This is a genomic window from Paenibacillus sp. JDR-2 (genome assembly GCF_000023585.1).
Lineage (GTDB): Bacteria > Bacillota > Bacilli > Paenibacillales > Paenibacillaceae > Pristimantibacillus.
Genome location: NC_012914.1, coordinates 1,608,002 through 1,629,915 on the forward strand (window position 1 = coordinate 1,608,002; position 21,914 = coordinate 1,629,915).

General features: G+C 51.5%; 19 protein-coding genes. 14 read left to right on the plus strand and 5 right to left on the minus strand.

All coding sequences use genetic code 11. From position 1 onward, the window contains the following. Positions 1 to 31: 31 nt before the first annotated feature. Positions 32 to 1,042, minus strand: coding sequence for a LacI family DNA-binding transcriptional regulator (locus PJDR2_RS07020; protein WP_015842967.1), 1,011 nt, complete (start codon positions 1,040 to 1,042; stop codon positions 32 to 34). 144 nt (positions 1,043 to 1,186) lie between these two features. Between PJDR2_RS07020 and PJDR2_RS07025 the strand changes: the two genes are divergently transcribed. The 4 genes from PJDR2_RS07025 (at position 1,187) to PJDR2_RS07040 (ending at position 5,701) form a co-directional block, all read left to right on the plus strand. Beyond that, complete coding sequence (locus PJDR2_RS07025) at positions 1,187 to 2,977, plus strand: L-fucose isomerase (RefSeq protein WP_015842968.1); 1,791 nt, start codon at positions 1,187 to 1,189, stop codon at positions 2,975 to 2,977. 74 nt (positions 2,978 to 3,051) lie between these two features. Beyond that, positions 3,052 to 3,711 (plus strand): class II aldolase/adducin family protein, encoded by a 660-nt coding sequence (locus tag PJDR2_RS07030; RefSeq protein ID WP_041613324.1) that lies wholly within the window; start codon positions 3,052 to 3,054, stop codon positions 3,709 to 3,711. A gap of 44 nt (positions 3,712 to 3,755) precedes the next feature. After that, complete coding sequence (locus tag PJDR2_RS07035; RefSeq protein ID WP_015842970.1) at positions 3,756 to 5,243, plus strand: rhamnulokinase; 1,488 nt, start codon at positions 3,756 to 3,758, stop codon at positions 5,241 to 5,243. Between the two features lie 29 nt (positions 5,244 to 5,272). Beyond that, a complete protein-coding gene (locus PJDR2_RS07040) occupies positions 5,273 to 5,701 on the plus strand; it encodes an RbsD/FucU family protein (protein WP_015842971.1) in 429 nt (142 codons plus the stop codon). Positions 5,702 to 6,397: 696 nt separating this feature from the next. Here the strand turns inward: PJDR2_RS07040 and PJDR2_RS07045 are convergent. Beyond that, on the minus strand, positions 6,398 to 8,023 hold the full coding sequence (locus tag PJDR2_RS07045; protein ID WP_015842972.1) for a glycosyl hydrolase: 1,626 nt from the start codon (positions 8,021 to 8,023) through the stop codon (positions 6,398 to 6,400). 257 nt (positions 8,024 to 8,280) lie between these two features. Here PJDR2_RS07045 and PJDR2_RS07055 point away from each other — a divergent pair, with 257 nt between their 5' ends. After that, on the plus strand, positions 8,281 to 9,822 hold the full coding sequence (locus PJDR2_RS07055) for a hypothetical protein (RefSeq protein WP_015842973.1): 1,542 nt from the start codon (positions 8,281 to 8,283) through the stop codon (positions 9,820 to 9,822). A gap of 76 nt (positions 9,823 to 9,898) precedes the next feature. Here PJDR2_RS07055 and PJDR2_RS07060 read toward each other — a convergent pair whose 3' ends face one another. Next, positions 9,899 to 10,195 carry a CD3324 family protein gene (locus PJDR2_RS07060; protein WP_015842974.1) on the minus strand — a complete coding sequence of 99 codons (297 nt, stop codon included), beginning with the start codon at positions 10,193 to 10,195 and terminating at the stop codon, positions 9,899 to 9,901. A 411-nt stretch (positions 10,196 to 10,606) separates the two neighbouring features. Between PJDR2_RS07060 and PJDR2_RS07065 the strand changes: the two genes are divergently transcribed. The 6 genes from PJDR2_RS07065 (at position 10,607) to PJDR2_RS07090 (ending at position 16,228) form a co-directional block, all read left to right on the plus strand. Further along, a complete protein-coding gene (locus PJDR2_RS07065) occupies positions 10,607 to 11,287 on the plus strand; it encodes a FadR/GntR family transcriptional regulator (protein ID WP_015842975.1) in 681 nt (226 codons plus the stop codon). Between the two features lie 100 nt (positions 11,288 to 11,387). Next, on the plus strand, positions 11,388 to 12,713 hold the full coding sequence (locus tag PJDR2_RS07070) for an ABC transporter substrate-binding protein (RefSeq protein WP_015842976.1): 1,326 nt from the start codon (positions 11,388 to 11,390) through the stop codon (positions 12,711 to 12,713). A 68-nt stretch (positions 12,714 to 12,781) separates the two neighbouring features. Continuing rightward, positions 12,782 to 13,663 carry a carbohydrate ABC transporter permease gene (locus tag PJDR2_RS07075; RefSeq protein WP_015842977.1) on the plus strand — a complete coding sequence of 294 codons (882 nt, stop codon included), beginning with the start codon at positions 12,782 to 12,784 and terminating at the stop codon, positions 13,661 to 13,663. Continuing rightward, positions 13,664 to 14,491, plus strand: coding sequence for a carbohydrate ABC transporter permease (locus tag PJDR2_RS07080; protein ID WP_015842978.1), 828 nt, complete (start codon positions 13,664 to 13,666; stop codon positions 14,489 to 14,491). A gap of 49 nt (positions 14,492 to 14,540) precedes the next feature. After that, positions 14,541 to 15,701: a trans-sulfuration enzyme family protein gene (locus PJDR2_RS07085; protein WP_015842979.1), complete on the plus strand. Its 1,161-nt coding sequence runs from the start codon at positions 14,541 to 14,543 to the stop codon at positions 15,699 to 15,701. Between the two features lie 125 nt (positions 15,702 to 15,826). After that, the gene (locus tag PJDR2_RS07090) at positions 15,827 to 16,228 is read left to right on the plus strand and encodes an acyl-CoA thioesterase (protein ID WP_015842980.1); all 402 of its coding nucleotides are present in this window, start codon (positions 15,827 to 15,829) and stop codon (positions 16,226 to 16,228) included. Here the strand turns inward: PJDR2_RS07090 and PJDR2_RS07095 are convergent. Continuing rightward, positions 16,219 to 17,445 (minus strand): aspartate aminotransferase family protein, encoded by a 1,227-nt coding sequence (locus PJDR2_RS07095; protein ID WP_015842981.1) that lies wholly within the window; start codon positions 17,443 to 17,445, stop codon positions 16,219 to 16,221. The two genes, PJDR2_RS07090 and PJDR2_RS07095, sit on opposite strands and share 10 nt — an antisense overlap. A 162-nt stretch (positions 17,446 to 17,607) precedes the next feature. Then, entirely contained in the window at positions 17,608 to 18,939 is a 1,332-nt protein-coding gene (locus PJDR2_RS07100; RefSeq protein WP_041614052.1) for a TrkH family potassium uptake protein, read from the minus strand. A 123-nt stretch (positions 18,940 to 19,062) separates the two neighbouring features. On the opposite strand from PJDR2_RS07100, the gene PJDR2_RS07105 reads away from it, so the two are divergent. Genes PJDR2_RS07105 through PJDR2_RS07115 form a run of 3 tightly spaced genes read left to right on the plus strand, consistent with a single transcriptional unit; the run spans position 19,063 to position 21,844 of the window. Next, on the plus strand, positions 19,063 to 20,298 hold the full coding sequence (locus PJDR2_RS07105) for a DUF445 domain-containing protein (RefSeq protein ID WP_015842983.1): 1,236 nt from the start codon (positions 19,063 to 19,065) through the stop codon (positions 20,296 to 20,298). Positions 20,299 to 20,324: 26 nt separating this feature from the next. Further along, positions 20,325 to 21,083: an ABC transporter ATP-binding protein gene (locus tag PJDR2_RS07110; protein ID WP_015842984.1), complete on the plus strand. Its 759-nt coding sequence runs from the start codon at positions 20,325 to 20,327 to the stop codon at positions 21,081 to 21,083. Beyond that, a complete protein-coding gene (locus PJDR2_RS07115) occupies positions 21,080 to 21,844 on the plus strand; it encodes an ABC transporter permease (RefSeq protein WP_015842985.1) in 765 nt (254 codons plus the stop codon). Before PJDR2_RS07110 ends, PJDR2_RS07115 begins: the two co-directional genes overlap by 4 nt. The last annotated feature ends 70 nt before the right edge of the window (positions 21,845 to 21,914 follow it).

Below are 21,914 nucleotides of genomic sequence, written 5' to 3' on the forward strand. Positions count from 1 at the left end.
GGGCGACGATATCGCTCAGCCTTCTTGTCTTTTAAAGGGAAGAGACGGAGCGGCGGATAATCAGCTCCGCGGGCAGAACGATTTTTTTCCACGGTCCGGCTTCTTCTTTGTTCTGAATGCGGTCAATGAGCATTTGCATGCCCAGATAGCCGAATTGATAGGCCTGCTGCGCGGCAACCGTCATAAACGGATCAACCTCGGAATACGGGCCAAAATCATCAAAGCAGACGATGGAGATGTCTTCCGGAATCCGCATATTACGCTTTCTCAGCAGGCGGATGGCTTCGATCGCCAGGACATTGTTGCCGGCTACGACAGCCGTCGGGAGCGGGTCAAGCGAATCCAGCCAGGCTTCCATCTCAGACAGATCGGTACGCGGACCGTAACTAGTCTCAAAGACGATGCTCCCGTCATAGGTCAATCCGTTCAGGATCAGCGCTTCCTTATAGCCTTCAAGACGCAGTCTTGCGCTTGAGATCGTATCCGATCCGTTCACCATGGCAATGCGGCGATGGCCCTGCTTGGCAAGATGGTTAACCAGCTGGCGGGCGCCTTCCTTGCTGTCCCCAAGCACGATGTCGCATTCGACTCCCGGCACTTCGCGGTCCAGCAAGACAAACGGAATGTTATGCCGTTGCAGCGATTCGAGATGGGGCAGAGACGGATCTCCGGCCGGGGCAATCAACACGCCGTCCACCCGGGTAGTCAGAATGGTGTTAATATAATCGGCTTCCTTCTCCAGACTTTCGTCGCTGTTGCCGAACAGCAGTCGGTAGCCGTTTTTTGTTGCGGCATCTTCGGCTCCCCGGGACAGCGTTGTATAGAACGGGTTCGTTATATCGGTAATAAGCAGGAACAAGCTCCGGGTCTGCTGCAAGACCAGGCTGCGGGCCATCTGGTTGGGTACGTAGTTCAGCTCTTCCATCACCTTTTTGACCCGGGCTCTTGTCTTCTCGCTTATTCTGCCTGTGTTATTGATAACTCTAGAAACGGTCATCGCGGATACATTAGCTTTCTCCGCAATATCATAGATTGTAACCATACCTACTGCTCCTCATCGACAATTCATGCTTTTATTTTACAAGAGAAAACGATTGACAGCAACAGGACGCCTTGATAAATTAGAGTTATCGGTAACATTTTATTTGCTAGTTTCGTTATTATTCATTCATTTGGAGGGGTATTTATGACGGACATCGCTTATCGCTTTCAGAATGGTTTTCCGAAGATCGGGATTCGCCCGACGATAGACGGACGCCGCAAGGGCGTTCGCGAATCGCTTGAGGTTCAAACGATGAATATGGCTAGATCGGTCGCGAATCTGATCGCCGAGAATTTGCGTTACCCGAACGGGGAACCGGTACAATGCGTCATTGCGGATACAACAATCGGCGGGGTGGCGGAAGCTGCGGCATGCGCGGACAAATTCGCCCGCGAGAATGTTGGGGTATCGATAACGGTTACGCCTTGCTGGTGTTACGGCACGGAAACGATGGATATGAACGCTTCCATCCCGAATGCGGTGTGGGGCTTTAACGGAACGGAGCGCCCAGGTGCGGTTTATTTGGCTGCTGTTCTTGCTGGATACGCGCAAAAAGGCATTCCGGCATTCGGTATTTACGGCGAGGAAGTTCAGGAAGCCTCCGATACGTCGATTCCAGGCGATGTGCGGGGCAAGCTGCTTTCCTTTGCTAGAGCGGGTCTTGCGGTAGCTTATATGCGGGGCAAATCGTATTTGTCGATGGGCTCGGTCTCGATGGGTATCGCGGGCTCAATTGTAAGCGATTCCTTTTTCCAGGAATACCTCGGGATGCGTACGGAATACATCGATATGTCCGAGTTTGTCCGCCGTTTCGAGGAAGAGATTTACGATACGGCCGAATTTGAGCGAGCGCTGGCCTGGGTGAAGGAGAACTGTGTCGAGGGTTCGGACAATAACCCGGAAGCGATTCAAACCTCCCGCGAGAAGAAGGATCAGGACTGGGAGACCGTTGTCAAAATGACGATGATCGCCCGCGACCTGATGATCGGCAATCCGCGCCTTGCGGAGCTTGGCTTCGGTGAAGAAGCGATGGGCCATAACGCGGTTGTGTCCGGCTTCCAAGGTCAACGCCAGTGGACGGACCATTTCCCGAACGGCGACTTTATGGAAGCGATTCTGAACTCCTCCTTTGACTGGAACGGCATCCGCCCTCCGTTTATTGTGGCAACAGAGAACGACAGCCTGAACGGCGTTGTTATGCTGTTTGGCTATCTGTTGACGAATACGCCGCAAATTTTTGCGGATGTGCGCACTTACTGGAGCCCGGCTTCCGTTGAGCGGGTAACGGGACATAAGCTTGAAGGCCATGCGGCTAACGGCATTTTGCATTTGCTTAACTCGGGCTCGGCAACGCTCGACGGTACCGGCGAGCAGAAGCTGGACGGCCAGCCGGCGATGAAGCCGTTCTGGGATATTACGGAAGAAGAAGCGGCGGCATGCCTTGCGGCTACTTCTTGGAGACCGGCAGGCGTGGAATATTTCCGAGGCGGCGGCTTCTCCTCCGACTTCTTGTCGCGCGGAGGCATGCCGATGACGATGTCCCGAATCAATTTCGTTAAAGGCGTTGGCCCGGTTCTGCAAATTGCGGAGGGCTACTCCGTCGAGCTGCCAAGCGATGTGCATGACAAGCTCGATAAACGGACGGATCCAACATGGCCAACGACTTGGTTCGCTCCGACTCTTACGGGCAAAGGCGCCTTTACTTCCGTTTACGACGTGATGGACAACTGGGGAGCCAACCACGGTTCGATCAGCTTCGGCCATATCGGCGCAGAGCTGATTACGCTTGCTTCGATGCTGCGTATTCCGGTTAATATGCATAACGTTCCGGAGGAGAGCATTTTCCGTCCGCGGGCATGGGGACTATTCGGCACTAACGACAAAGAGGCGGCGGACTACCGTGCTTGTTCGAACTTCGGGCCATTGTACAAGTAAAGACCATGCTTTCGAAGTAATAATTGCCTAATATGTCCACTGGTAGGCCAAAAATACGGAAATTCTTTTAGGAGATGAACGGATTGGATATTCGGCAGGAGCTGTGCAAATACGCAAGAAAGACGGTTGCGAATAAGCTGGTCGTTGGACCGGGCGGCAATATCAGCGCGAAGCATGAAGGGAAAATGTATCTGTCGCCAAGCGGCTTTGCCCTTGACGAGATTGAGCCGGAGCAATGGGTAGCCGTTGACATCGAGACCGGTGCGGTAGAGGAGAACGGGCTTCGTCCGTCCTCCGAGGTGCTGATGCATTTGTACGCTTACCGTGCGAATCCGGCGATTGGTGCGATTGTTCACACCCATCCGCCATACTGTATTGCTTTTACGCTGGTGGAAGAAGAGCTTCCGATTATGTTCCCGGACCAGGCCGCGCTTGTAGGCAAGACCGTCTACATTCCTTATGTACTGCCTACGACGGAAAAGCTGGCGGATGCCCTTGCCCCTAAAGTGAAGGAAGCAAGCAGCATTTTGCTTGGCAATCATGGCCTTGTCACAACCGGACGCAACCTGCGCGAGGCGTATTACCGTACGGAGGTTGTGGAAGAGAGCGCGAAGATTTTCCTAATCGCCAGCCAGGTTAAAGAACCAAAGGTGCTGACGAAGGAAGAATTCGAGGAGATTGCGTCGCTTGAGAGCGAAGCTTACCGGATCAAGCTGCTGCAGAAGCAGCAATAACACCCAAAGACAGCGGCTGCCGCTGCGAGGAGGAATTCTGGCATATGGAACAAGCAACCACCGTATTGGCGTTTGATCTTGGAGCAAGCAGCGGCAGGGCGCTGATTGGCAGGCTGACGGGATCCGGTTTGGCGGAACGCAGGCTGGAAGTAGAGGAGATACACCGTTTTCCGAATGTCGCGGTTCAGGTTGGCCGTCATTTGCACTGGGATATTCTTAGGCTGCTGCAGGAGATGAAGCATGCGCTGCGCAAGGCGTTCCAGCTTGGGTATAAGCCCGCTACGTTTGGCGTGGATACATGGGGCGTCGACTTTGGCCTTCTGGATGCAAATGGCGAGCTGCTTGGCAATCCCTATCATTACCGGGATCCGCATACGGAAGGTCTGATTGAGGAGATCGAAGCCAGATTTGGCAGAGGAGAGCTGTTCCGGCAGGGCGGTCTGCAGTTTATGCCGTTTAATACGGTCTATCAACTGTATGCCATGAAGAAGGCGGCTTCTCCAAAGCTGGAAACGGCGAGAACGCTGCTGCTGACGCCGGACCTGCTCGTCTATTTGCTTACGGGGAGGCGGGTTTGCGAGTTTTCGATGGCGACAACCACGCAGCTTCTTCACCCTGAGACCCGGCAGTGGAACACGGCTCTGATGGGGCAGCTGGGGATCCCGGAGGAGATATTCCTTGAGCCTGTTTATCCGGGAACCCGGATTGGGCCTTTGTCAGAGGAAGTTTGCGAGGAGCTGGGGATTCCGGCCGTTGAGGCCGTTGCCGTTGCCACGCATGATACGGAATCGGCGGTCGCTGCTATTCCGGCAGCGTCTGAACCGTTTGTGTACCTGGTATGCGGCACGTGGTCGCTGGTAGGGACGGAGCTTGATCAGCCGTTGTTAACCGAAGAGGCGATGGAGCTTGAGTTCTCGAATGAGGGTGGAGTTGGCGGCAAATACCAGCTGCTGAAAAACATCATGGGGCTGTGGATTTTACAGGAGTGCAGGCGGGAATGGGAGGAAGAAGGAAAGAATTATTCCTTTGCCGAGCTGGCCGTTCTGGCTGAGCAGCAGGAAGCTTTCCGCTATCTCATTAATCCGGATGACCTGCGGTTCTTTGGCCCGTCCAACATGACGGATAAGGTAAGAGGCTTCTGCCGCGAGACCGGGCAGCCTGTTCCGGAATCGGCGGCGGAGGTCGCAAGGTGCATTATGGACAGCCTTGCTCTTAAGTACCGGAATGCGCTTGAGCAGATTGAGAAGCTGACAGGCAAGCATTACGGCGGCATGCATATGGTTGGCGGCGGCATTCAGAACAAGCTCCTATGCCGTCTGACGGCAAATGCGATCGGCCGCCCGGTATGGGCCGGACCCGTGGAAGCAAGCGCGATTGGCAACATGCTGGCACAATTTATGGCGCTGGGAGAATGCGCGAATCTGGAAGAGGCCCGGCAATTGTCGGCGGCATCCTTCCCGGTTGAAATCTACGAGCCAGCGGATACGGATGTATGGAATGAGGCTTATGCACGATTCAAGCAGCTGCTGTAGGCTGATCTACATGGGGAGGACCACTAGCGATGTTGAATGGTATTCCGAAGATCATTTCACCCGAATTGCTGAAGATCCTGATGGAAATGGGGCATAGCGACGAGATTGTGCTGGCTGACGGCAATTTCCCCGCGGTAAGCCATGCCCAGCGTCTAGTCCGCTGCGACGGACATGGCGTGCCCGAGCTGCTGGATGCGATTATGCAGCTGTTCCCGCTTGACCAATATGTCGAGAAGCCGGCTGCCCTTATGCAGGTAATCCCCGGCGACCCGGCGGAGACGCCGATCTGGAGCGAGTACAAGGCTATAATAACGCAGCGCAGCGGCCTGCAAGAGCCGTTTGAGGAAGTGGAGCGGTTCGCCTTCTATGAGCGTGCGAAAAAAGCCTACGCCATCGTCGCAACCGGCGAAAGCGCCATCTACGCTAACTTGATCTTGAAAAAAGGCGTTATTAAATAATAGTTTTCTTGAGGAAGCTGCCCGCGAGGGCAGCTTTTTTTCATTCGCGCTCGATTAACACTGTGGGGCATCGTTAAGCTGGACATAGTGAGTAAAAATAGACGGGCTTAACGATACCGCACATCGCCAAGGTGGTGCGCATACGCGGAAAATGCCCCATATTGGCTGATTTTGAGGAGCTTAACGATGCGACACATCGTTAAGAGAATAAGACGTAAAAACCGTGCTACAGAGGGTCGGGCTGGCCACAGCTAGGCGAAAGCAGCCCAATAAGACGGAAAAACCGTGTTATAGAGGGTCGAGCGAAGCAACACTAGGCGAAATGAGCGCAATAAGACGGAAAAACCGTGCTATAGAAGCGCGGTTGGTCCAACGCTAGGCGAAAGCAGCCTAATAAGACGGAAAAACCGTGTTATAGAGGGTCGAGCGAATCAACGCTAGGCGAAATGAGCGCAATAAGACGGAAAAACCGTGCTGCAGAGGGTCGGGGTGGCCAAGGCTAGGCGAAAGCAGCCCAATAAGACGGAAAAACCGTGTTATAGAGGGTCGAGCGAAGCAACACTAGGCGAAATGAGCGCAATAAGACGGAAAAACCGTGCTATAGAAGCGCGGTTGGTCCAACGCGAGGGGTCGGAGGGGGAGCTCGGTCGCAGACGCGAAAAAGCCGTGCCGGTTAACCGGCACGGCCTGCAAGCCCTATGTCGTCTTAAATGTATACGTTTTGCGGGAAGCTTCGCGGTTCTTGGAATCAAAGACAACTACCTCGATTTTGTGGCTGCCGGCTTTCAGCTTGTCCGGTTGGATCGAGAAGGTGTAAGGATACTGCTGGCGCGTCAGCACAACGGCGCCGTCCAGCTTGATGACCACCTTGCCGATATAAGGATCGTAAGTTTTCACCCATACGACGCCGGTAGCCGGCTTGCCGATTGTGCCTTGGTTCGCAAACTTGCTTACGGTTTTCGTATAACTGCTGGAGCCCGATACGACCTTCGGCAAGTAGTAAGGATCTTGAATCATTTTACCGTAAGAAGCGAGCAATGCCGGACTTTCCGTCAGGCTGAAGTTGTTCAGGCTGCGCTCCGCGCTGTAGGAATCCGTCAACGTATTTAGACTGAACCAGTTGATAGATTTTACGCGTGGATATTTCAGCTTTGCGCCATGATAGAGCATGTTCATCTTCGTAATGGCAAAGTTGACGGCCGATGTATTGCCTGCCTTGCTGAAGTGCGTCGCGCCAAATTCACTGATCATAATGGGCTTGCGGGAAGCGTACAGATTGTAGGTATAATCTAAGGAATCAAGCGGATTCACCTGATCGGCAGGCTCATAAACGTTGCCGTTGAAATATTTGACGCTGTAGATGCTAAGGCCAACCCAGTCAACCCAATCGTCGCCGGGATAATAGGCCGCGATTTTTTGCTTCGGATTCGCCGCCGGCGACCAGACCATCGCCACATTTGGCGCTTCTTCCTTCATTACCTTGGAGACCAGGCGGAACTTCTCGATGTAGAGCGACGGATTGCCGTTCCATTTCACCCAGCTGCCGTTCATCTCGGAGGCAAACCGGAGGAAGACCGGAACGCCTGCCGCTTTTGCATCCCGCGCGAATTTGCGTAAATACGCATCATCCTTCACCGCGTTTAACCCGTCATCCGGCTGCAGCGCAATCTGAATCGCTCCTCCGGCTTCTTTTACGGTCTCTGCCCAGTGATAAGGGAACGGGCTGCCGTATTTATGGTAGTTGAAAAATACGGCATGCTGCTTGCCGGCGAGCTTGTTGAAGGCGTCAAATTTGCCGTCTTTTTGTTTCTCGACGCCGCTGTCTTTCTCTACATAGGCACCGATGTACATGCCCGACGCCGGTTCGAACTTTGCTAAATGGCTGTTTCCGGATGCGGAAGAGGCAGCATCTTTCTCCAGATAAAGATCAATTTCCGTATTCAAAGCGTCAGCTTTGGCCAGTACGGCAAAATACGTGTTAAGGTCGCCGGATTTTTCACCGATCGCTTTGTGGATTTTGGCTTCCCGGTAATACGTATCGGCTGCCTTCTGGAACTGGTTGTCCAGCGTATAAGCCTCTGCCAGCTTGCGCAAGTAACCGGCTTGCTCCGACTGGGCTGCGGCCAGCTCGAATTCCTTGATCGCGAGCTTGATCTTGCCTTGATTCATATAAGCAACACCGTTTGTGTAATGCTTCCAGTGATGAACCGTATCCGCAGCGTGTACGGTTTGCGCGAGCGGTTGTACCGTCAAGGCCAGAATAAACGCCATCGCAAGGATGAAGCGCAATCCCCCCCAGCCTTTCTTTCGAGCGGTTGTCATTTGTCATGCCCTCCTTATTTGTCCTATAGCTTGTTGTATTTGCCTGGAATAGGCATTTCTTTCTACAGTTATCGGTTTCGCGTCTGTAGGGGTGAATACTTGCCTGAAATAGACGACTTTAGTCCTATTAACTTCTTATACACGTAGACCAAGGAACTTGAAACGGAAGAAAATCAAAAGCCATTCTTCAATCTGGAGCAACCTTTATATGGAAAATAAAGTCTAAATCATAAAGGGCCAAAGGGGAGGCTTAACGAATGAAGCTTACTTCCATAACGATTGCGATCTTAATTGTGCCGTTACTCTTAACGGGCTGCAGCCCGGATTCAAACTCTAATTCTGCGACATCTGCAAAACCGCCGGCAACGGCAGAAGCAGAAGCTTCCGGCATTCCTTCAGCATCTGCTGCGCCATCCGTAAGCGAGGATTTACGCATAGACCTAGTTAAACATGATAAAGGGTTCTCCTTTCCCTTACAGATTTCGGAAGGAGTTAACGGTTTTGTCGCACAAACATTTCCAGCCCCGAATGATCCAAATCTGGTTGCCCATCTGGTAAAACGAAGAGTCTACGACCCGGAAGGGATTAGATATCGGTTGGACGTCGTTGCCGTTAAACCCAAGGAGCAAACCTACAGCCTTTATCCGGTAGCGGATCTTATCGTCAAGGATGATTATTCCGTCGATTCCATTACCGGGGCATACGGATTTACGGAGCAGGATCAGCTTGTTCTTGTCCAGCCCAAGAAGCGGGAGGACGGGCAGGAGGGAATCCAGTACGATGTGGTCGCGCTCGATTTATATAATGGTCGGCTAAAGACAATAGCAGCAAATGCGGTGCCGGATGTATCGCCGTCTTTTTTTGCGAAGGGATGGATGAACAAGTCCGGACAGCTGTATTTGAACAGCTATTCCGACGGCCGTCTTTGGTCGGTGGACGTACTTACGGGCAAGATCCAATCGATAGAAGGACAATTCAAGCACGAATGGCCGCTATATCTCGTGACACCTTCGCCGGACGGCAATCTGTTCTGGCATGAACAAACCGACAGCTTCCGTCTATACGACCGGAATGGAAAGGAGCTAAAGGTTATTCCGCCAACGCTTGGTTATCATTCTTATCCGGCATTCGAATGGAGTCCGGATAGCCGGTTTGCGGCATTGTCCTTTACGTTGAGCGACAGTCATGACAATGTGCTAGGCGGGGAGGAGGCGTACATTATTGCTCCGGAAGCAATAGCTTTTTATGATGAGAGAGGGGACTTGACATGGGATGTGCAGGCTAAGCCGAAGGAAGGTTTGACTCATGTGGACTGGAACGGCTGGCTGGCTGACGGGGATGAAGGCGTGTTGTCCTGGTACCGGCTGAATCGCACGGCGGAAGGTGCTCCACGGAAGGCAGATTCGAGCTACGGTTTGGCTAATGTGGCAACAGGCAAGATAACGAAGCTGACGCAAGCGAAACAGCTGGAGGAGCTGAAGTCGCCTATGCCGGTTATTGTAAACCATACGGCTCCCATGATGATTATTGACCGTGAACAAGGGCTGTATTGGATGCCGGCAGAAACGACGCAGGCAGATTCGTCTATCCGCTATCAACTTCTTTCCAAACCAACGGATACTCAGCTTATATGGTCTGCCTACGATTATCAATCCGAGCATGCGACGATTACCCGCTATAACCCGGTCAATCATGCAACATCCATTACGGCGTTTAACGAACCGCTAGGAGACGGACTTCAATTAATCGGCGATACGCTCATTGTCGATAACAAAATGAACTATAGGGCAATTCATTAAAAAATAAAGGCGAATAGCCTGCCCTCGTTTTACCGGTGGCAGGCTATCTTTATGGTCATGCTATATAAGTACCGCATCAGCTTCCGCTGCCTATGCGGGCATTCTGCTGTTGTTTGCATATGATTTTTCGTAAGCTGTCCCCGGATAAAAAGTAAACCCGCTCAAGGTCAGCGATTGACCGCCCTTTGCAATATTCCGCGTAGATTTCACCATTGCGATCGTTGATCCGCGCTTTGGTGCCGCTCAGCTGTCCCCAGCCGGCACGCTCTTCGCTTTGTTTCGGAATGTAAAGCAATTCGCCATCAATATATTGCTGGATTTGCCTAAGCAGAGTCGGGGGAAGCACATCTTTTCCGTTTTTGTAACGCCCCATCGAGGCCCTCCTTCGATATTTGGTTCCATTGGCTTTCGTTGGCTTGTTTTGCGTTAAACATGGCTAACCCTCCTCCTTTCGTATTTTGCGTTGCGATTATATTCAAAATTGATGGGGGAACCGGGTAGGTTCCCCCTATATGGGACATTCGCTTACGCGAATGCCACCTCCTGGATCTGAATCATTTCGTTCAGCCTCCTTTCCATTCATTTCGTCGGCCCGACATCTATATTAACGCATAGAAAGGCGCTATCCCGCAAGGGCAAAAACGGTTAAATTTGTATTTTGCCATAATCAAATGTAAAACTTCCTCATTCGCGTCTCAGCCGGCTGTAACGCACGCCTGGTTGACATTCTTAAAATATTTAAATAATATTCACCTATCTGACAGGTATAAAGGACGGATGAACGATGATTCGCAAAATTAAAAAGCAGCACACCCATGAACTCGTATCGGAGGAGATCATCAGATATATTGCAGACAAGGAATTGGCGGAAGGGGATAAGCTTCCGTCTGTTGACGAGCTGGTCCGGATGTTTGGTGTAGGACGATCCTCCTTGCGCGAAGCGCTGCGATATTTGGAAGCCATTGAAATCGTGAAGGTCATTAACGGCAAAGGCATATACGTCAACGATGCCGGCTCTTACCGGTACAGCGGAAAAGTAAAAATAGACGACGAAAAGTCGTTTTTGCTTGATATCCTGGACGTTAGAAGAGCGCTGGAAGGGAAAGCCGTCGAGCTGGCCGCGAAACGGATAACGGATGCCAAGATCGAGGAGATGAAAGCATGCCTCGCGGAATACGACGAACGAAAGCAAAAAGGTCTGGATACGTCGGTGATCGATTACGAATTTCATCAGCATATTTACGACGCGGCAGGCAATCCGCTGCTTCATAGCGTGTACGATTCCATATCGGAGCTGATTAAGAAGTTCTTCTCGGGTCCGTTTGGGGTGAAAGAGCTGTTCGATAATACCTACCCGTTCCACCGCACGTTATTCGACGGTATTGCTAACCATGACTGGAAGCACGCGTTAAGCGAATTCAGCCAAATGATGGATATTATCGAAGAGACGATACGAGAATATTGACAGAAAATTTAGATATTGACAACCTGTAAATGCCTCACTTATATTAAACCTATCAGACAGGTATACAGTATGATACTCACTCATTTTAAGGGGGATTCCAATGCAACAAATGTCTTGGAAGAAATCACTGTTATCCGTATCTATGATTGGTGTGGCATTAAGTTTGACCGTAACGGCATGCAGCTCTTCCGGGTCCAAGAATGGAGACGGTGGAGGAGACAAGGTTGTTACGCTGCGCATGATTGAAAGCTTGACCAGCCCTAATCGCACGGCCATCATTCAAGAAGGCATAAAGGCATTTATGGATCAGAATCCGAATATTAAGGTCGAATTGATCTCGCCTCCGTTCGATCAGGCGGACAACAAAATCAGAACGATGCTTAACGCGAAGCAAGAGCTTGACGTGCTTGAGGTTCGCGACCTCAACGTGGCGGAATTCGTAAACAACGGCTACGTGGAACCGCTTAATGACTATACGAAAAATTGGGATGACTTCAAGACCGTCACCTCCGTCGCCCAGTCCGTCGCAACCGTTGGCGACAAGCTGTATTTTGTCGCAAACGGACTCTATCAGCGGCAGCTGTTCTATCGCGCGGATTGGCTGAAGGAAGCGGGCATCTCCGTTCCGACTACATACCAGGAGTTAATTGATGCTTCCGTGAAGCTTACCGACCCTTCCAAAAACCGCTTCGGCTTCTCGTTCCGCGGAGGATCAGGCGCTAATGCCGTTCCGGATACGATGATCCAGGCTTACGATTCGGAGAAAATCAATATCGATGACGCGATGTTCCTGAAGGACGGCGGCACCATCTATTCGGCTCCCGAAGCAAAGGAAGCGGTCGAGCAATACGTGAAGCTGTATAAGGAAGGCTCCCCACCGGACTCCATTAACTGGGGCTTTCAGGAGCAAGTACAGGCCTTTACGTCCGGCGTGACGGCATTCCTGCTGCAGGATCCGGACGTTATACAGACGTTGACGGGCAGCATGGAGGAAGGCACGTGGGCAACGGCTCCGATGCCGAAGGGTCCGAATGGCAAAGCGCTCATTTCCGCCGGCGGCGCGGGTTGGGGCATCGCCTCTTACTCGAAAAACAAAGAAGCGGCATGGAAGCTGATCAGCTTCTTGTCCTCGCCTGAAGAGAATACAAAGCTGTCGAAGAGCCACGGCACCGTGCCGATTCACTCTTCCGCTACCGAGGACGCTTTTTTCCAAAGCGGTCCGTATAAGACGCTGCTCGATATGACGAATCAGCCGGATACGTTTGTTAACTTCAAACCGCCTTTCCAATATCCTGCGAACGGACAATGGGGCACGGTAGCCATGGAATCCGGACAGAGTATGCTGCTGGGACAGACTAGCGTGGAAGATACATTGAAAAAATGGGACGATTATTGGGTGAAAGCAAAAGCAGAATTGAAAAAGTGACCGGAATACGCGGTGGGCGGCTTGAGAACCGCCCGCCGCATTTTACTAGCGGGGGAAGGTGAGATGGCATGAGCAAGCAGCGAAGGTACATATTACTCAGTTTGCTTCCTGCATTGGCATTGCTGCTGGTGTTTACGTTCTATCCTTTTTTGCAAGGGGTAGTCATGGCGTTTCAAAATTACGTGCTGTTTGATTTGACTAATGTTCAGTTCATTGGATTGCAAAACTTCGCAACCGCGTTTCGGGACGCTAAGTTTCTCTCGGCGCTTGAGAACAGCGGGTATTGGGTGTTTTTCTCGCTTGTTCTTCAGTTTCTCATTGGTTTGTCTCTTGCCCTTACGCTTCGAAAGAAATTCAGGGGAAGAGGGATCTATCAAGGCTTTGTTTTCTATTCGTGGGCTTTGTCCGGTTTTCTAATCGGCCTGATCTGGAAGTGGATGTTCAACTCGCAGATTGGCGTCATTAACGATCTATTAATGCGAACGGGCCTTATCGATACGCGCATCGGTTTCCTCTCAGATCCGAAATGGGCCATGACGTCGGTCATCATCGCTAACGTATGGTATGGCATCGCGTTTTTTGCGATTATGCTGCTGGCCGCGCTGCAATCCGTGCCCGCGGATCTGTACGAAGCGGCGGAAATGGATGGAGCCGGAGGGCTGCGCAAGTTTTTTAACGTGACGTTTCCTTATATACTGCCGACGGTTATCGCAACGACATTGCTCCGGGCAATCTGGATCTTTAATGATCCCTCCATCATCTACGGCCTTACGAACGGAGGGCCTGCCGGAACGACCCATATTCTCTCTTCGCTTATGCTCGACAAGATTATCTATGGCGGGGATTACGGGATGGCATCGGCGATTGGCGTGATCATGATCGTCATTCTTATGCTGTACACCGTGTTTTATTTGTTCGCTACAAGATCGGAAAAGGCAGGTGACTTCTAGATGAAGCTGCGTGTATTGACAGGTCTGAAGTCGCTTTATCTCGCCGTCTTTTTCCTCATTATGGTTTTTCCGCTCTATTGGATCGTGATCACTTCGCTTAAGCCGCGCAAGGAGATTTTTTCTCTGCCGATTCGTTATTGGCCGGAGAAGTTTACATTCGAAAACTACGCCAACATTTTTAAAGTATCGAAGTTTCATGTTTATATCGGCAACAGTCTGCTTATTTCGGTGATTGCCGCTCTTATTGTCATCTGTATTGCAACGTTAAGCGGTTATGTGATGGCCCGGTTCCAGTTCCGGGGACATAAGCAAATTATGATGGCCTTTTTCTTGACGCAAATGCTGCCGGGATTTATTTCCTTGGCGCCGCTCTATCTGCTGATGGCCGACATGAACCTTATCAATAACCGGTTTTCCTTGGTTCTTGCCTATACGGTCATGCTCATTCCTTTTTCCACGATTATGCTTCGAGGGTTCTTCCAGCGCATTCCGAGCAGTCTGGAGGAAGCGGCGATGATTGACGGCTGTTCCCGTTTGACGGCGCTGATTCGGGTTATCATTCCGATCATGCTGCCGGGAATCGCATCGACCTTTATTTTTGCATTCGTACAAAATTGGAACGAGCTGTTTATGGCGGTTATGTTTATTGACGACGAGAATTTGAAGACATTGCCCGTGGCGATGAATTCCTTCGTTATGAAATTCGACGTGGATTGGGGCTCCATGTCCGCTGGTACCGTATTGTCAGTCATTCCGACCGTCGTTCTGTTTGCTTTCGCTCAGCGGTATATCGTGGAAGGGCTGACGCAAGGCGCCGAGAAGGGTTAGCGGCGGAATGACACAAACAAAGGAATGAATGCATATGGAGAGAAGCCAAATGAATGAAGGGCTGCACACCAAAGCAGCGCATGACGAAGTGGACACGAAGCATTATGGCGCCGTCACTATTCCGATTTATCAAAATAGTCTGTTTGCGTTCGAAAACCATGAGTCATTCGATCATGCTATGAAGGACGTATTGGCCGCTACCGTCTATTCCCGGGGCAATAATCCAACGGTGCAATATTTGGAAAGCAAAATCGCGGAATTGGAAGAGGCGGATCGGGCGCGCTGCTTCGCGTCTGGGATGGCCGCTATAGCCGGCTCCTTGCATGCCTTATTGCGATCGGGCGACCATGTCATCTGCGTTAATCAAGCTTATGGTCCAACAAGGCAGTTCCTGGACGAATTATCCGACCGGTACAGGGTTGAAGTTACCTACGTCGACGGCTGTCTGTTATCGGACTTCGAAGACCAGTTACGGCCACAAACGCGACTGATCTATCTGGAGAGTCCGACATCGGGATTGTTCCAGCTGCAGGATTTGGAGGGAATCGCGGCGCTTGCGAAACGCGCTGGCGTTCTTACGATGATTGACGGCAGCTGGGCGACGCCATGCTTCCAGCGTCCGCTGACATGGGGAATAGATCTTGTGCTTCACTCAATGACCAAATATTTCTCAGGCCATAGCGATTGCTTGGGAGGCGTCGTGGCCGGACGAGCGGACCTGATCGATGAAATAGCAAACAAAGGGTATATGCTGTTTGGGGGCGTTATGACTCCGCATACGGCTTCCCTCATGATACGGGGGCTGCGAACGCTGCCGCTCAGGATGGAAAGACATCATAGCAGCGGCTTGATGCTCGCCGAATACATGGAGAAACATCCGCTCGTGAACCGGGTGAATCATCCCGGCTTGCCTTCGCATCCGCAGCATGCTCTTGCGTGTAGGCAATTAGACGGGTTTGGCAGTCTATTTTCCTTCGAGACTCAGTTGCCGGTAGAGCAGCTGAAGAAATGGGCTGACGCCTTGCATTATTTCCGGATTGGTGTCAGCTGGGGCGGCTTCGAGAGTCTGGTAACGGTTGGTCAAACGCCGGGGAGCCGTAATTTGGCGGGGAATAACCCTTCAGTAGCCCGATTGTACATCGGTCTGGAGGATCCGCAAACGCTGATCGGGGATATCGAGCAGGCTTGGAGTCAAGTCGTCGGAACGTAACGTACAGCTAATTATAGGGATCTGCAGGATACAGCCCGCCGAAAGGCGGGTTTTTTTGCTAACACGGGGGCATGTGTTATTTTAAATAAGTAGTCACTTAAGTCTATTTAAGGAGAATGGATGAAATGAAATCGTCACTGCCAATCATTGTTCGCTCAACGGAAATTGACGTCAACGGCCATGTCAACAACGCAAAATACCTGGAATATTTCGAATGGGGGCGCGAGGAATGGTACGAGTTATGCGGGCTTTCGTATGAAACCTTCGCCAACATGAATATACAAACGGTTACCGTAAACATCAACGTCAACTATAGAAGCGAGTGCAGGCAAGGCGACGAATTAACGGTCACCTGCCAGCCTGAACGAATAGGGAATTCCAGCTACGTTCTGAAGCAGGAGATTAAGGACGAGCGCGGCGAAGTGCGGGCCGATGCCTTGGTTACGAGCGTAACGATGGATCAATCAACCCGCAAAAGCCGCGTAGTCCCCGATGAGCTGAGGAAGTTTTTCAAATCTCAGGAATAAACGGCCTCATTAATCAGACCGCAGGCTTCCAGTACGCCCGTCAGGATCTCAATCATCTTCTCTACATCCTCGGCCGTTACGATAAGCGGCGGCATTAAGCGGATCGTGCGCGCATTTGGCGCGTTAACAAGCAGACCGTTGTTCAAACATTCCTCGGCAAGGGCTGGGGCAGCTCCCTCAGGTACGTCGAAAGCAAGCAGCAGACCTTTGCCGCGGACTTGACTGACAGCATAATTCTTAGCCAGTCCGGTTAGCTTCTCTTGAATAAAAGCCCCCTGTTTTGCCGCATTGTCCGCTAGTCCCAGCTGCAGGATTTCGCTGACAACCGCATGGCCGGCCGCCATGCCTAGCGGCGCCGCGCTATAGGTGCCGCCCTGATCCCCCGGCGCAAACAGATCGTATTGCTCCGTAGTCAGCATCGCCGATAGCGGGAATCCTCCGGCAATTCCTTTTGCGAGCGTCATCACGTCCGGCTTCACGCCGTAATGCTCATACGCAAACAGCTTGCCGGTTCTTCCGAGGCCGGTTTGTACTTCGTCGAAAATCAGCATAATGTTGTATACGTCGCAGGCTTTGCGCAAGGCTTGCAAATAAGGAGCATCCACCGAGTGGACGCCGCTTTCGCCTTGTACAAGCTCAAGCATAATCGCGCAGGTTTTATCGCTGATCGCGGCAAAGCAGGCGTCGAAATCATTAATCGGCACATGCTTGAAGCCTGGGACCTTAGGCTCGAATAAATTCTCGAAAGCCGGTTTGCCGGTTGCGGACATCGTTGCCAGCGTTCTGCCATGGAAGCTGTTCGTCAACGTAATAATCTCGTAAGCGCCGTTCAGATGGAGGGCGCCGTGCTTCCGGGCAAGCTTAATTGCGCTCTCGTTTGCCTCGGCGCCGCTGCTTGCGAAGAAGACTTTGTCAAAGCCCGAAATCTCCGTCAGGAGGCTCGCAAACTCAATCATGGGCTTGTTATAGAAACCCGGACTTGCATGCACGAGCTGTCCGCTTTGATGAGCGAGAGCCTCTTGCAATACGGCAGGGGAGTGACCAAGACTCGTCACGGCCCACCCCCCAATAAAGTCCAGATAGGCTTTATCTTCGGTATCCCACATATACATGCCTTCCCCGCGGGTCATGACTACTTCAGGACGATTAGCTGTATATAGAAGCGATTGCTTGGCGGACGCGAGCAGGCTGTCGGTTGTTCTCGTTATCGATTGCATGAATGATCGAACCTCCATCTCTAACATGATGTGAATTAATATACAGGATAATGTATATTAATTCAATATCCGAACGAGCAATTTGCTAAAAGAATATTTTTACTGTTTTTCAGGAATGGGAAGAGGCCATCCCGCAAAGGCAGGATGGCCTCAAGATTTCCTTTAACCGATTGTAATTTTTCCTTTCGGATGCCGGTAAAGCTCTTTTGATTGATTCGGAACCAGGGTATAAGCAAGGGTGAGCGGTCCCATCCTTCCCATAAACATCACGATAATAATTAAAATTTTTCCGATCCCGGTCAAATGCGGGGTTAAACCCATTGATAAGCCCGTCGTTCCGAAGGCGGAGGTAACCTCGAACATAACCGTCAGGAAATCCGTTTCTTCCGTAGCGGACAGAATCATCGTGAATAAGACGATGGTAGCAACGGAAACCGCCGTAATCGTCAGAGCTTTATGTACCCGGTCTTTTGCCAATCGGCGCTTGAAGAAGACGACATCTTCTTTCCCGCGGATCATGGCAATAACGGCTCCGATCAGAATCGCGAATGTCGTGACCTTGATGCCGCCGCCTGCGGATCCCGGGGAAGCTCCGATAAACATCAGAATAATAAGCAGGAATTGGCTCGCATTGCGCATGTCGGCGATATTAAGCGTGTTCGCGCCGCCGGAGCGCGGCGAGATCGACTGGAACAAGGAGCTGTACAGCTTGCCCGCAAAGCTAAGCGGCTCCAGCGTATTCGTATATTCGAATATAAAGAGGAGAACCGCTCCTCCCAAGAACAAGAGGCCGGACGTATACAGCACAACCTTGGAGTGAAGCGACAGCTTGCGTATTTTCGGATAGTCAATCACTTCGGCCAGTACGATAAAACCGATTCCGCCAAGAAAAATAAGCAGCATTAGTACCGCGTTAATAATCGGATCGTCGACATGGTTGGTAAAGCTGTTAAATGGACCGTGAATCGGTCCCATTATATCGAGGCCGGCATTCGTGAACATGGATACGCTGTGGAAGACGCCGTAATACAAGGCTTTGTCAAACGGCATCATGGCCGACCAGCGCAAGGTCAGGAGCAGGGCGCCGACAAATTCGATCGTAAAGGCGTAGATCAGAACGCGGCGGATAAAACGGACAATCCCTTCAAGCGAGGTATGGCTCATCGATTCCTGCAGCCACAGCCGTTCCCGGAGCGAGATCCGTTTGCGGAAGGCGAGGGCGAATAAGGTGGCCATCGTCATAAAGCCAAGTCCGCCAACCTGCATCAGCATCAGGATTACGAGCTCGCCGAAGGTAGAGAAATGCGTCCCGGTATCGACTACGACAAGACCGGTTACGCAGGCCGCCGTTGTGGCGGTAAAGAAGGCATCGATAAAAGGCGTATGCATGCCGTCTTCCGAAGCGTAGGGCAGTGAAAGCAGGATGGAGCCGATCAGAATAATAACAATAAAGCCTGCGGTCAGAATTTGCGGCGGACTGATTTTGGTTAGCATGGAATTCTTCAAGCCGTGTATCACCTTTCATGGAAGACTAGGACTTATGCGAAAATTCTAAGTTCCTAACGTTATCTGGTATAATTAGTATAAAGCAAACGGTACAGGAGGACTACAGCTACTATGAAATCAAGATACATCGCGAGTTTGTCATTGGCCATTATGTTTATCGGCTTTATCGTAACCAGGCTGTGGCTGCCGGACAATTGGTGGACACGGCTCCTCGAGAGCGGCTTTGAAGCGGGTCTTGTCGGGGGAATTGCGGATTGGTTTGCGGTTACGGCTTTGTTCCGTCATCCGTTCGGCATCCCGATTCCGCATACATCCCTGCTGCTGAAGAACAGGGACAAAATCGTCAATTCTCTTATATCGGCGATGGAAAACGAGCTGTTGAACAAGGAAAGCATCAGCAAAAAGCTGAAGGAGCTGAAGCTGTTCAAAGGATTGGCCTCGGGCCTTACCGGACTGGTCGGCAAGCGTAAATTACGGGTTGGGGTCCTTCGGTTTGCCCAGTCCTCGCTTGAACAGGTTCCGTTAGAGAAGCTGAGCGCAAAGATTCAGGAGCTCGCCGTGGATTATATCCGCAAGCAGGATATCGTTCCGATCGTAGACAAGCTGACCGACAAATTCGTCTATGACGGCTGGGACGAAAAGGCTCTGGATTTTGTCCTGGTGCAAGGACAGGAATGGGTGAAGAAGCGGGAGACCGAGCAATTCTTCGGAAGACTGGCGCACAGCAAGATGGAAGAATTGCAGGTAGGCGGCTTTATGGGCTTTGCCGTACAAGCTTTTGTTGGCTTTATGAGTCCGGAGAAGCTGGGACCTATCATTCAAGGTATGCTGCTCTCGAGTATTAAGGAGCTTAGCACGCCGGGCAATCCGAACAGGCAGAAACTGCTGGATGAATTGAAAAAGCATGCTTTGGCCCTGTCTTCCAATGAGGAGCTGATGGCCCGCTTGAAGGCTGGACTGGAATCCGGCGCGGAGAGCGTTGGAATAGAACGGTTTATCCATCTTCGTCTGGAAGAGCTCCGCCAACTGCTGCTCGATAAGCTGGAGGAGGAATGCCTGAACGGGGGACGCATACTCGTTAAAGCCTTCCGCTTCCTGGTAGAGCAAGCGAAGAGCAGGGAAGAGGTGATCAATCGCTGGGAGCAGTCCATTCTCGCTTATTTGGTCAGCTGGATTGAGAAGAACCATTACCGGATTGGCGTGCTTGTCCGGGATAATGTCAACCAAATGGATGATCAGGCGCTTGTTCAGATGCTGGAACAGAAGATCGGCAAAGACCTGCAATGGATCAGGGTGAACGGCGCGGTATGCGGCTTTATCGTCGGCATCATCCTTTCCTTCTTTTAAACCGGGCTGTATTGGAGGATGAATAGGTGACCGTATTGCAGGTAGATGAAATGGCAAAATCAAAATTCGATAATCGCGATGAATGGCTGTTCAGCGGCGTTACGGCAGAGGTTCGTCCGGAAGACCGGATTGTTCTGCTTGGAGGCTCCGGCCAAGGGAAAAGCACGCTGCTTCGCATCCTTTCGCTGCTGGAGCCTTTTGATAACGGCGCTCTTCGTCTGGATGGGCAGACAACTACGGAATGCAAGCCGCAAAGCTGGCGCAAAAAGGTTACCTACGTAGCCCAGAAGCCGGTCATGCGAAGCGGCACGGTTGCTTACAATCTCCGTACGGTCAGCGAGCTTCATAACAAGCCTTTTGAAGAAGAACTGGCCCGCCGCTATATGGAAGCTGTTGGTCTCGGACAAATGGATTGGGACAAGCAGGCTTTGGATCTTTCGGGCGGGGAGCAGCAGCGGCTTGCGCTTGTCCGTTCCCTGCTGCTTCATCCCGAGCTGCTGCTGCTTGATGAAATTACATCCTCGCTTGATCCCGCAAGCAAGAGAAGCGTCGAGAAGCTTCTTATGGGTTGGGTATCCCGGCGGGCCGACGGATTGGAGCGAGCATACCTATGGATCACGCATGATTTGGATCAGGCACGCTTGATCAGCAATCAGGTCTGGTTTATGGCAGAGGGAAGCTTGCTCGAGAGAAGCGCAACAGAGATGTTTTTCGGAAATCCGGCTACGGAACAGGCGAGACTGTTTATTCGCAGCATGCAAGGCGCAAAGGGGGAAGAGCCATGAACAACATTGCCCTCTTATGCACCTTATGTTTTGTTGCGGTCGCGGCCTTAATCTCCATGAAACAGAAGCTTGGGCTGGAGAGGGAAATTCTGATTGGCACGATACGTTCGGCGGTTCAACTGCTGTTTATCGGCTACGTTCTTCATTTCGTTTTCGAAACAAGCCACCCGGCTTTTATTATCATTATTATTGTATGCATGATTATGGTTGCCTCATGGAATGCGGGAGCGAAGGCGAAGCATGTACGGGGGATCCGCAGCCGGATCGCTATTGCACTGGCCTGCACGGAAGGGGGAACGATGGCGATTCTGCTTGGTCTTGGCATTATAGAGCCAACACCGCAATATATCATTCCGGTCAGCGGTATTATTATTGGAAGCTCGATGATCGTATGCGGCTTGCTCTTGAACCAGATGAAGCGAGAGATGGAGACGGCTAGGGGAGAGATGGAGATGCTCCTTGCCCTTGGGGCAACGGAAAAGCAGGCGGTCCACGGTTCCTTGCGGCGCTCCGTCAGGGCCAGCATGATTCCGACATTAGACGGCATGAAGACGGTTGGACTGGTACAGCTGCCCGGCATGATGACAGGGATGATTGTGGCAGGAGCAGATCCGATAGAAGCGGTACGCTATCAGATCCTCATTATGTTTGTACTGGCATCCTCCGCGGCAATGACGGCAATGGTGCTCAGCTTGATCAGTTATCGGTTATGGTTTACGAAGGATGCCAGGCTGCTGCCTCTGCTTCCGGAAGATAAATAGAGATATTCGGTTAGAAAAAGATTTTGTAAATTCTATTGAACATTGCGAACATGCGTTCTATAATTAAGGG

Excerpts from the sequence above, each read along its gene's own strand:
- PJDR2_RS07085 (WP_015842979.1), top strand. The coding sequence starts at position 14,541 with ATGAATGAAGGGCTGCACACCAAAGCAGCGCATGACGAAGTGGACACG.
- PJDR2_RS07090 (WP_015842980.1), top strand. The coding sequence starts at position 15,827 with ATGAAATCGTCACTGCCAATCATTGTTCGCTCAACGGAAATTGACGTC.
- PJDR2_RS07055 (WP_015842973.1), top strand. The coding sequence starts at position 8,281 with ATGAAGCTTACTTCCATAACGATTGCGATCTTAATTGTGCCGTTACTC.
- PJDR2_RS07025 (WP_015842968.1), top strand. The coding sequence starts at position 1,187 with ATGACGGACATCGCTTATCGCTTTCAGAATGGTTTTCCGAAGATCGGG.
- PJDR2_RS07020 (WP_015842967.1), bottom strand. The coding sequence starts at position 1,042 with ATGGTTACAATCTATGATATTGCGGAGAAAGCTAATGTATCCGCGATG.
- PJDR2_RS07075 (WP_015842977.1), top strand. The coding sequence starts at position 12,782 with ATGAGCAAGCAGCGAAGGTACATATTACTCAGTTTGCTTCCTGCATTG.
- PJDR2_RS07070 (WP_015842976.1), top strand. The coding sequence starts at position 11,388 with ATGCAACAAATGTCTTGGAAGAAATCACTGTTATCCGTATCTATGATT.
- PJDR2_RS07030 (WP_041613324.1), top strand. The coding sequence starts at position 3,052 with ATGAACGGATTGGATATTCGGCAGGAGCTGTGCAAATACGCAAGAAAG.
- PJDR2_RS07095 (WP_015842981.1), bottom strand. The coding sequence starts at position 17,445 with ATGCAATCGATAACGAGAACAACCGACAGCCTGCTCGCGTCCGCCAAG.
- PJDR2_RS07035 (WP_015842970.1), top strand. The coding sequence starts at position 3,756 with ATGGAACAAGCAACCACCGTATTGGCGTTTGATCTTGGAGCAAGCAGC.
- PJDR2_RS07045 (WP_015842972.1), bottom strand. The coding sequence starts at position 8,023 with ATGACAACCGCTCGAAAGAAAGGCTGGGGGGGATTGCGCTTCATCCTT.
- PJDR2_RS07105 (WP_015842983.1), top strand. The coding sequence starts at position 19,063 with ATGAAATCAAGATACATCGCGAGTTTGTCATTGGCCATTATGTTTATC.
- PJDR2_RS07065 (WP_015842975.1), top strand. The coding sequence starts at position 10,607 with ATGATTCGCAAAATTAAAAAGCAGCACACCCATGAACTCGTATCGGAG.
- PJDR2_RS07080 (WP_015842978.1), top strand. The coding sequence starts at position 13,664 with ATGAAGCTGCGTGTATTGACAGGTCTGAAGTCGCTTTATCTCGCCGTC.
- PJDR2_RS07115 (WP_015842985.1), top strand. The coding sequence starts at position 21,080 with ATGAACAACATTGCCCTCTTATGCACCTTATGTTTTGTTGCGGTCGCG.
- PJDR2_RS07100 (WP_041614052.1), bottom strand. The coding sequence starts at position 18,939 with ATGCTAACCAAAATCAGTCCGCCGCAAATTCTGACCGCAGGCTTTATT.
- PJDR2_RS07040 (WP_015842971.1), top strand. The coding sequence starts at position 5,273 with ATGTTGAATGGTATTCCGAAGATCATTTCACCCGAATTGCTGAAGATC.
- PJDR2_RS07060 (WP_015842974.1), bottom strand. The coding sequence starts at position 10,195 with ATGGGGCGTTACAAAAACGGAAAAGATGTGCTTCCCCCGACTCTGCTT.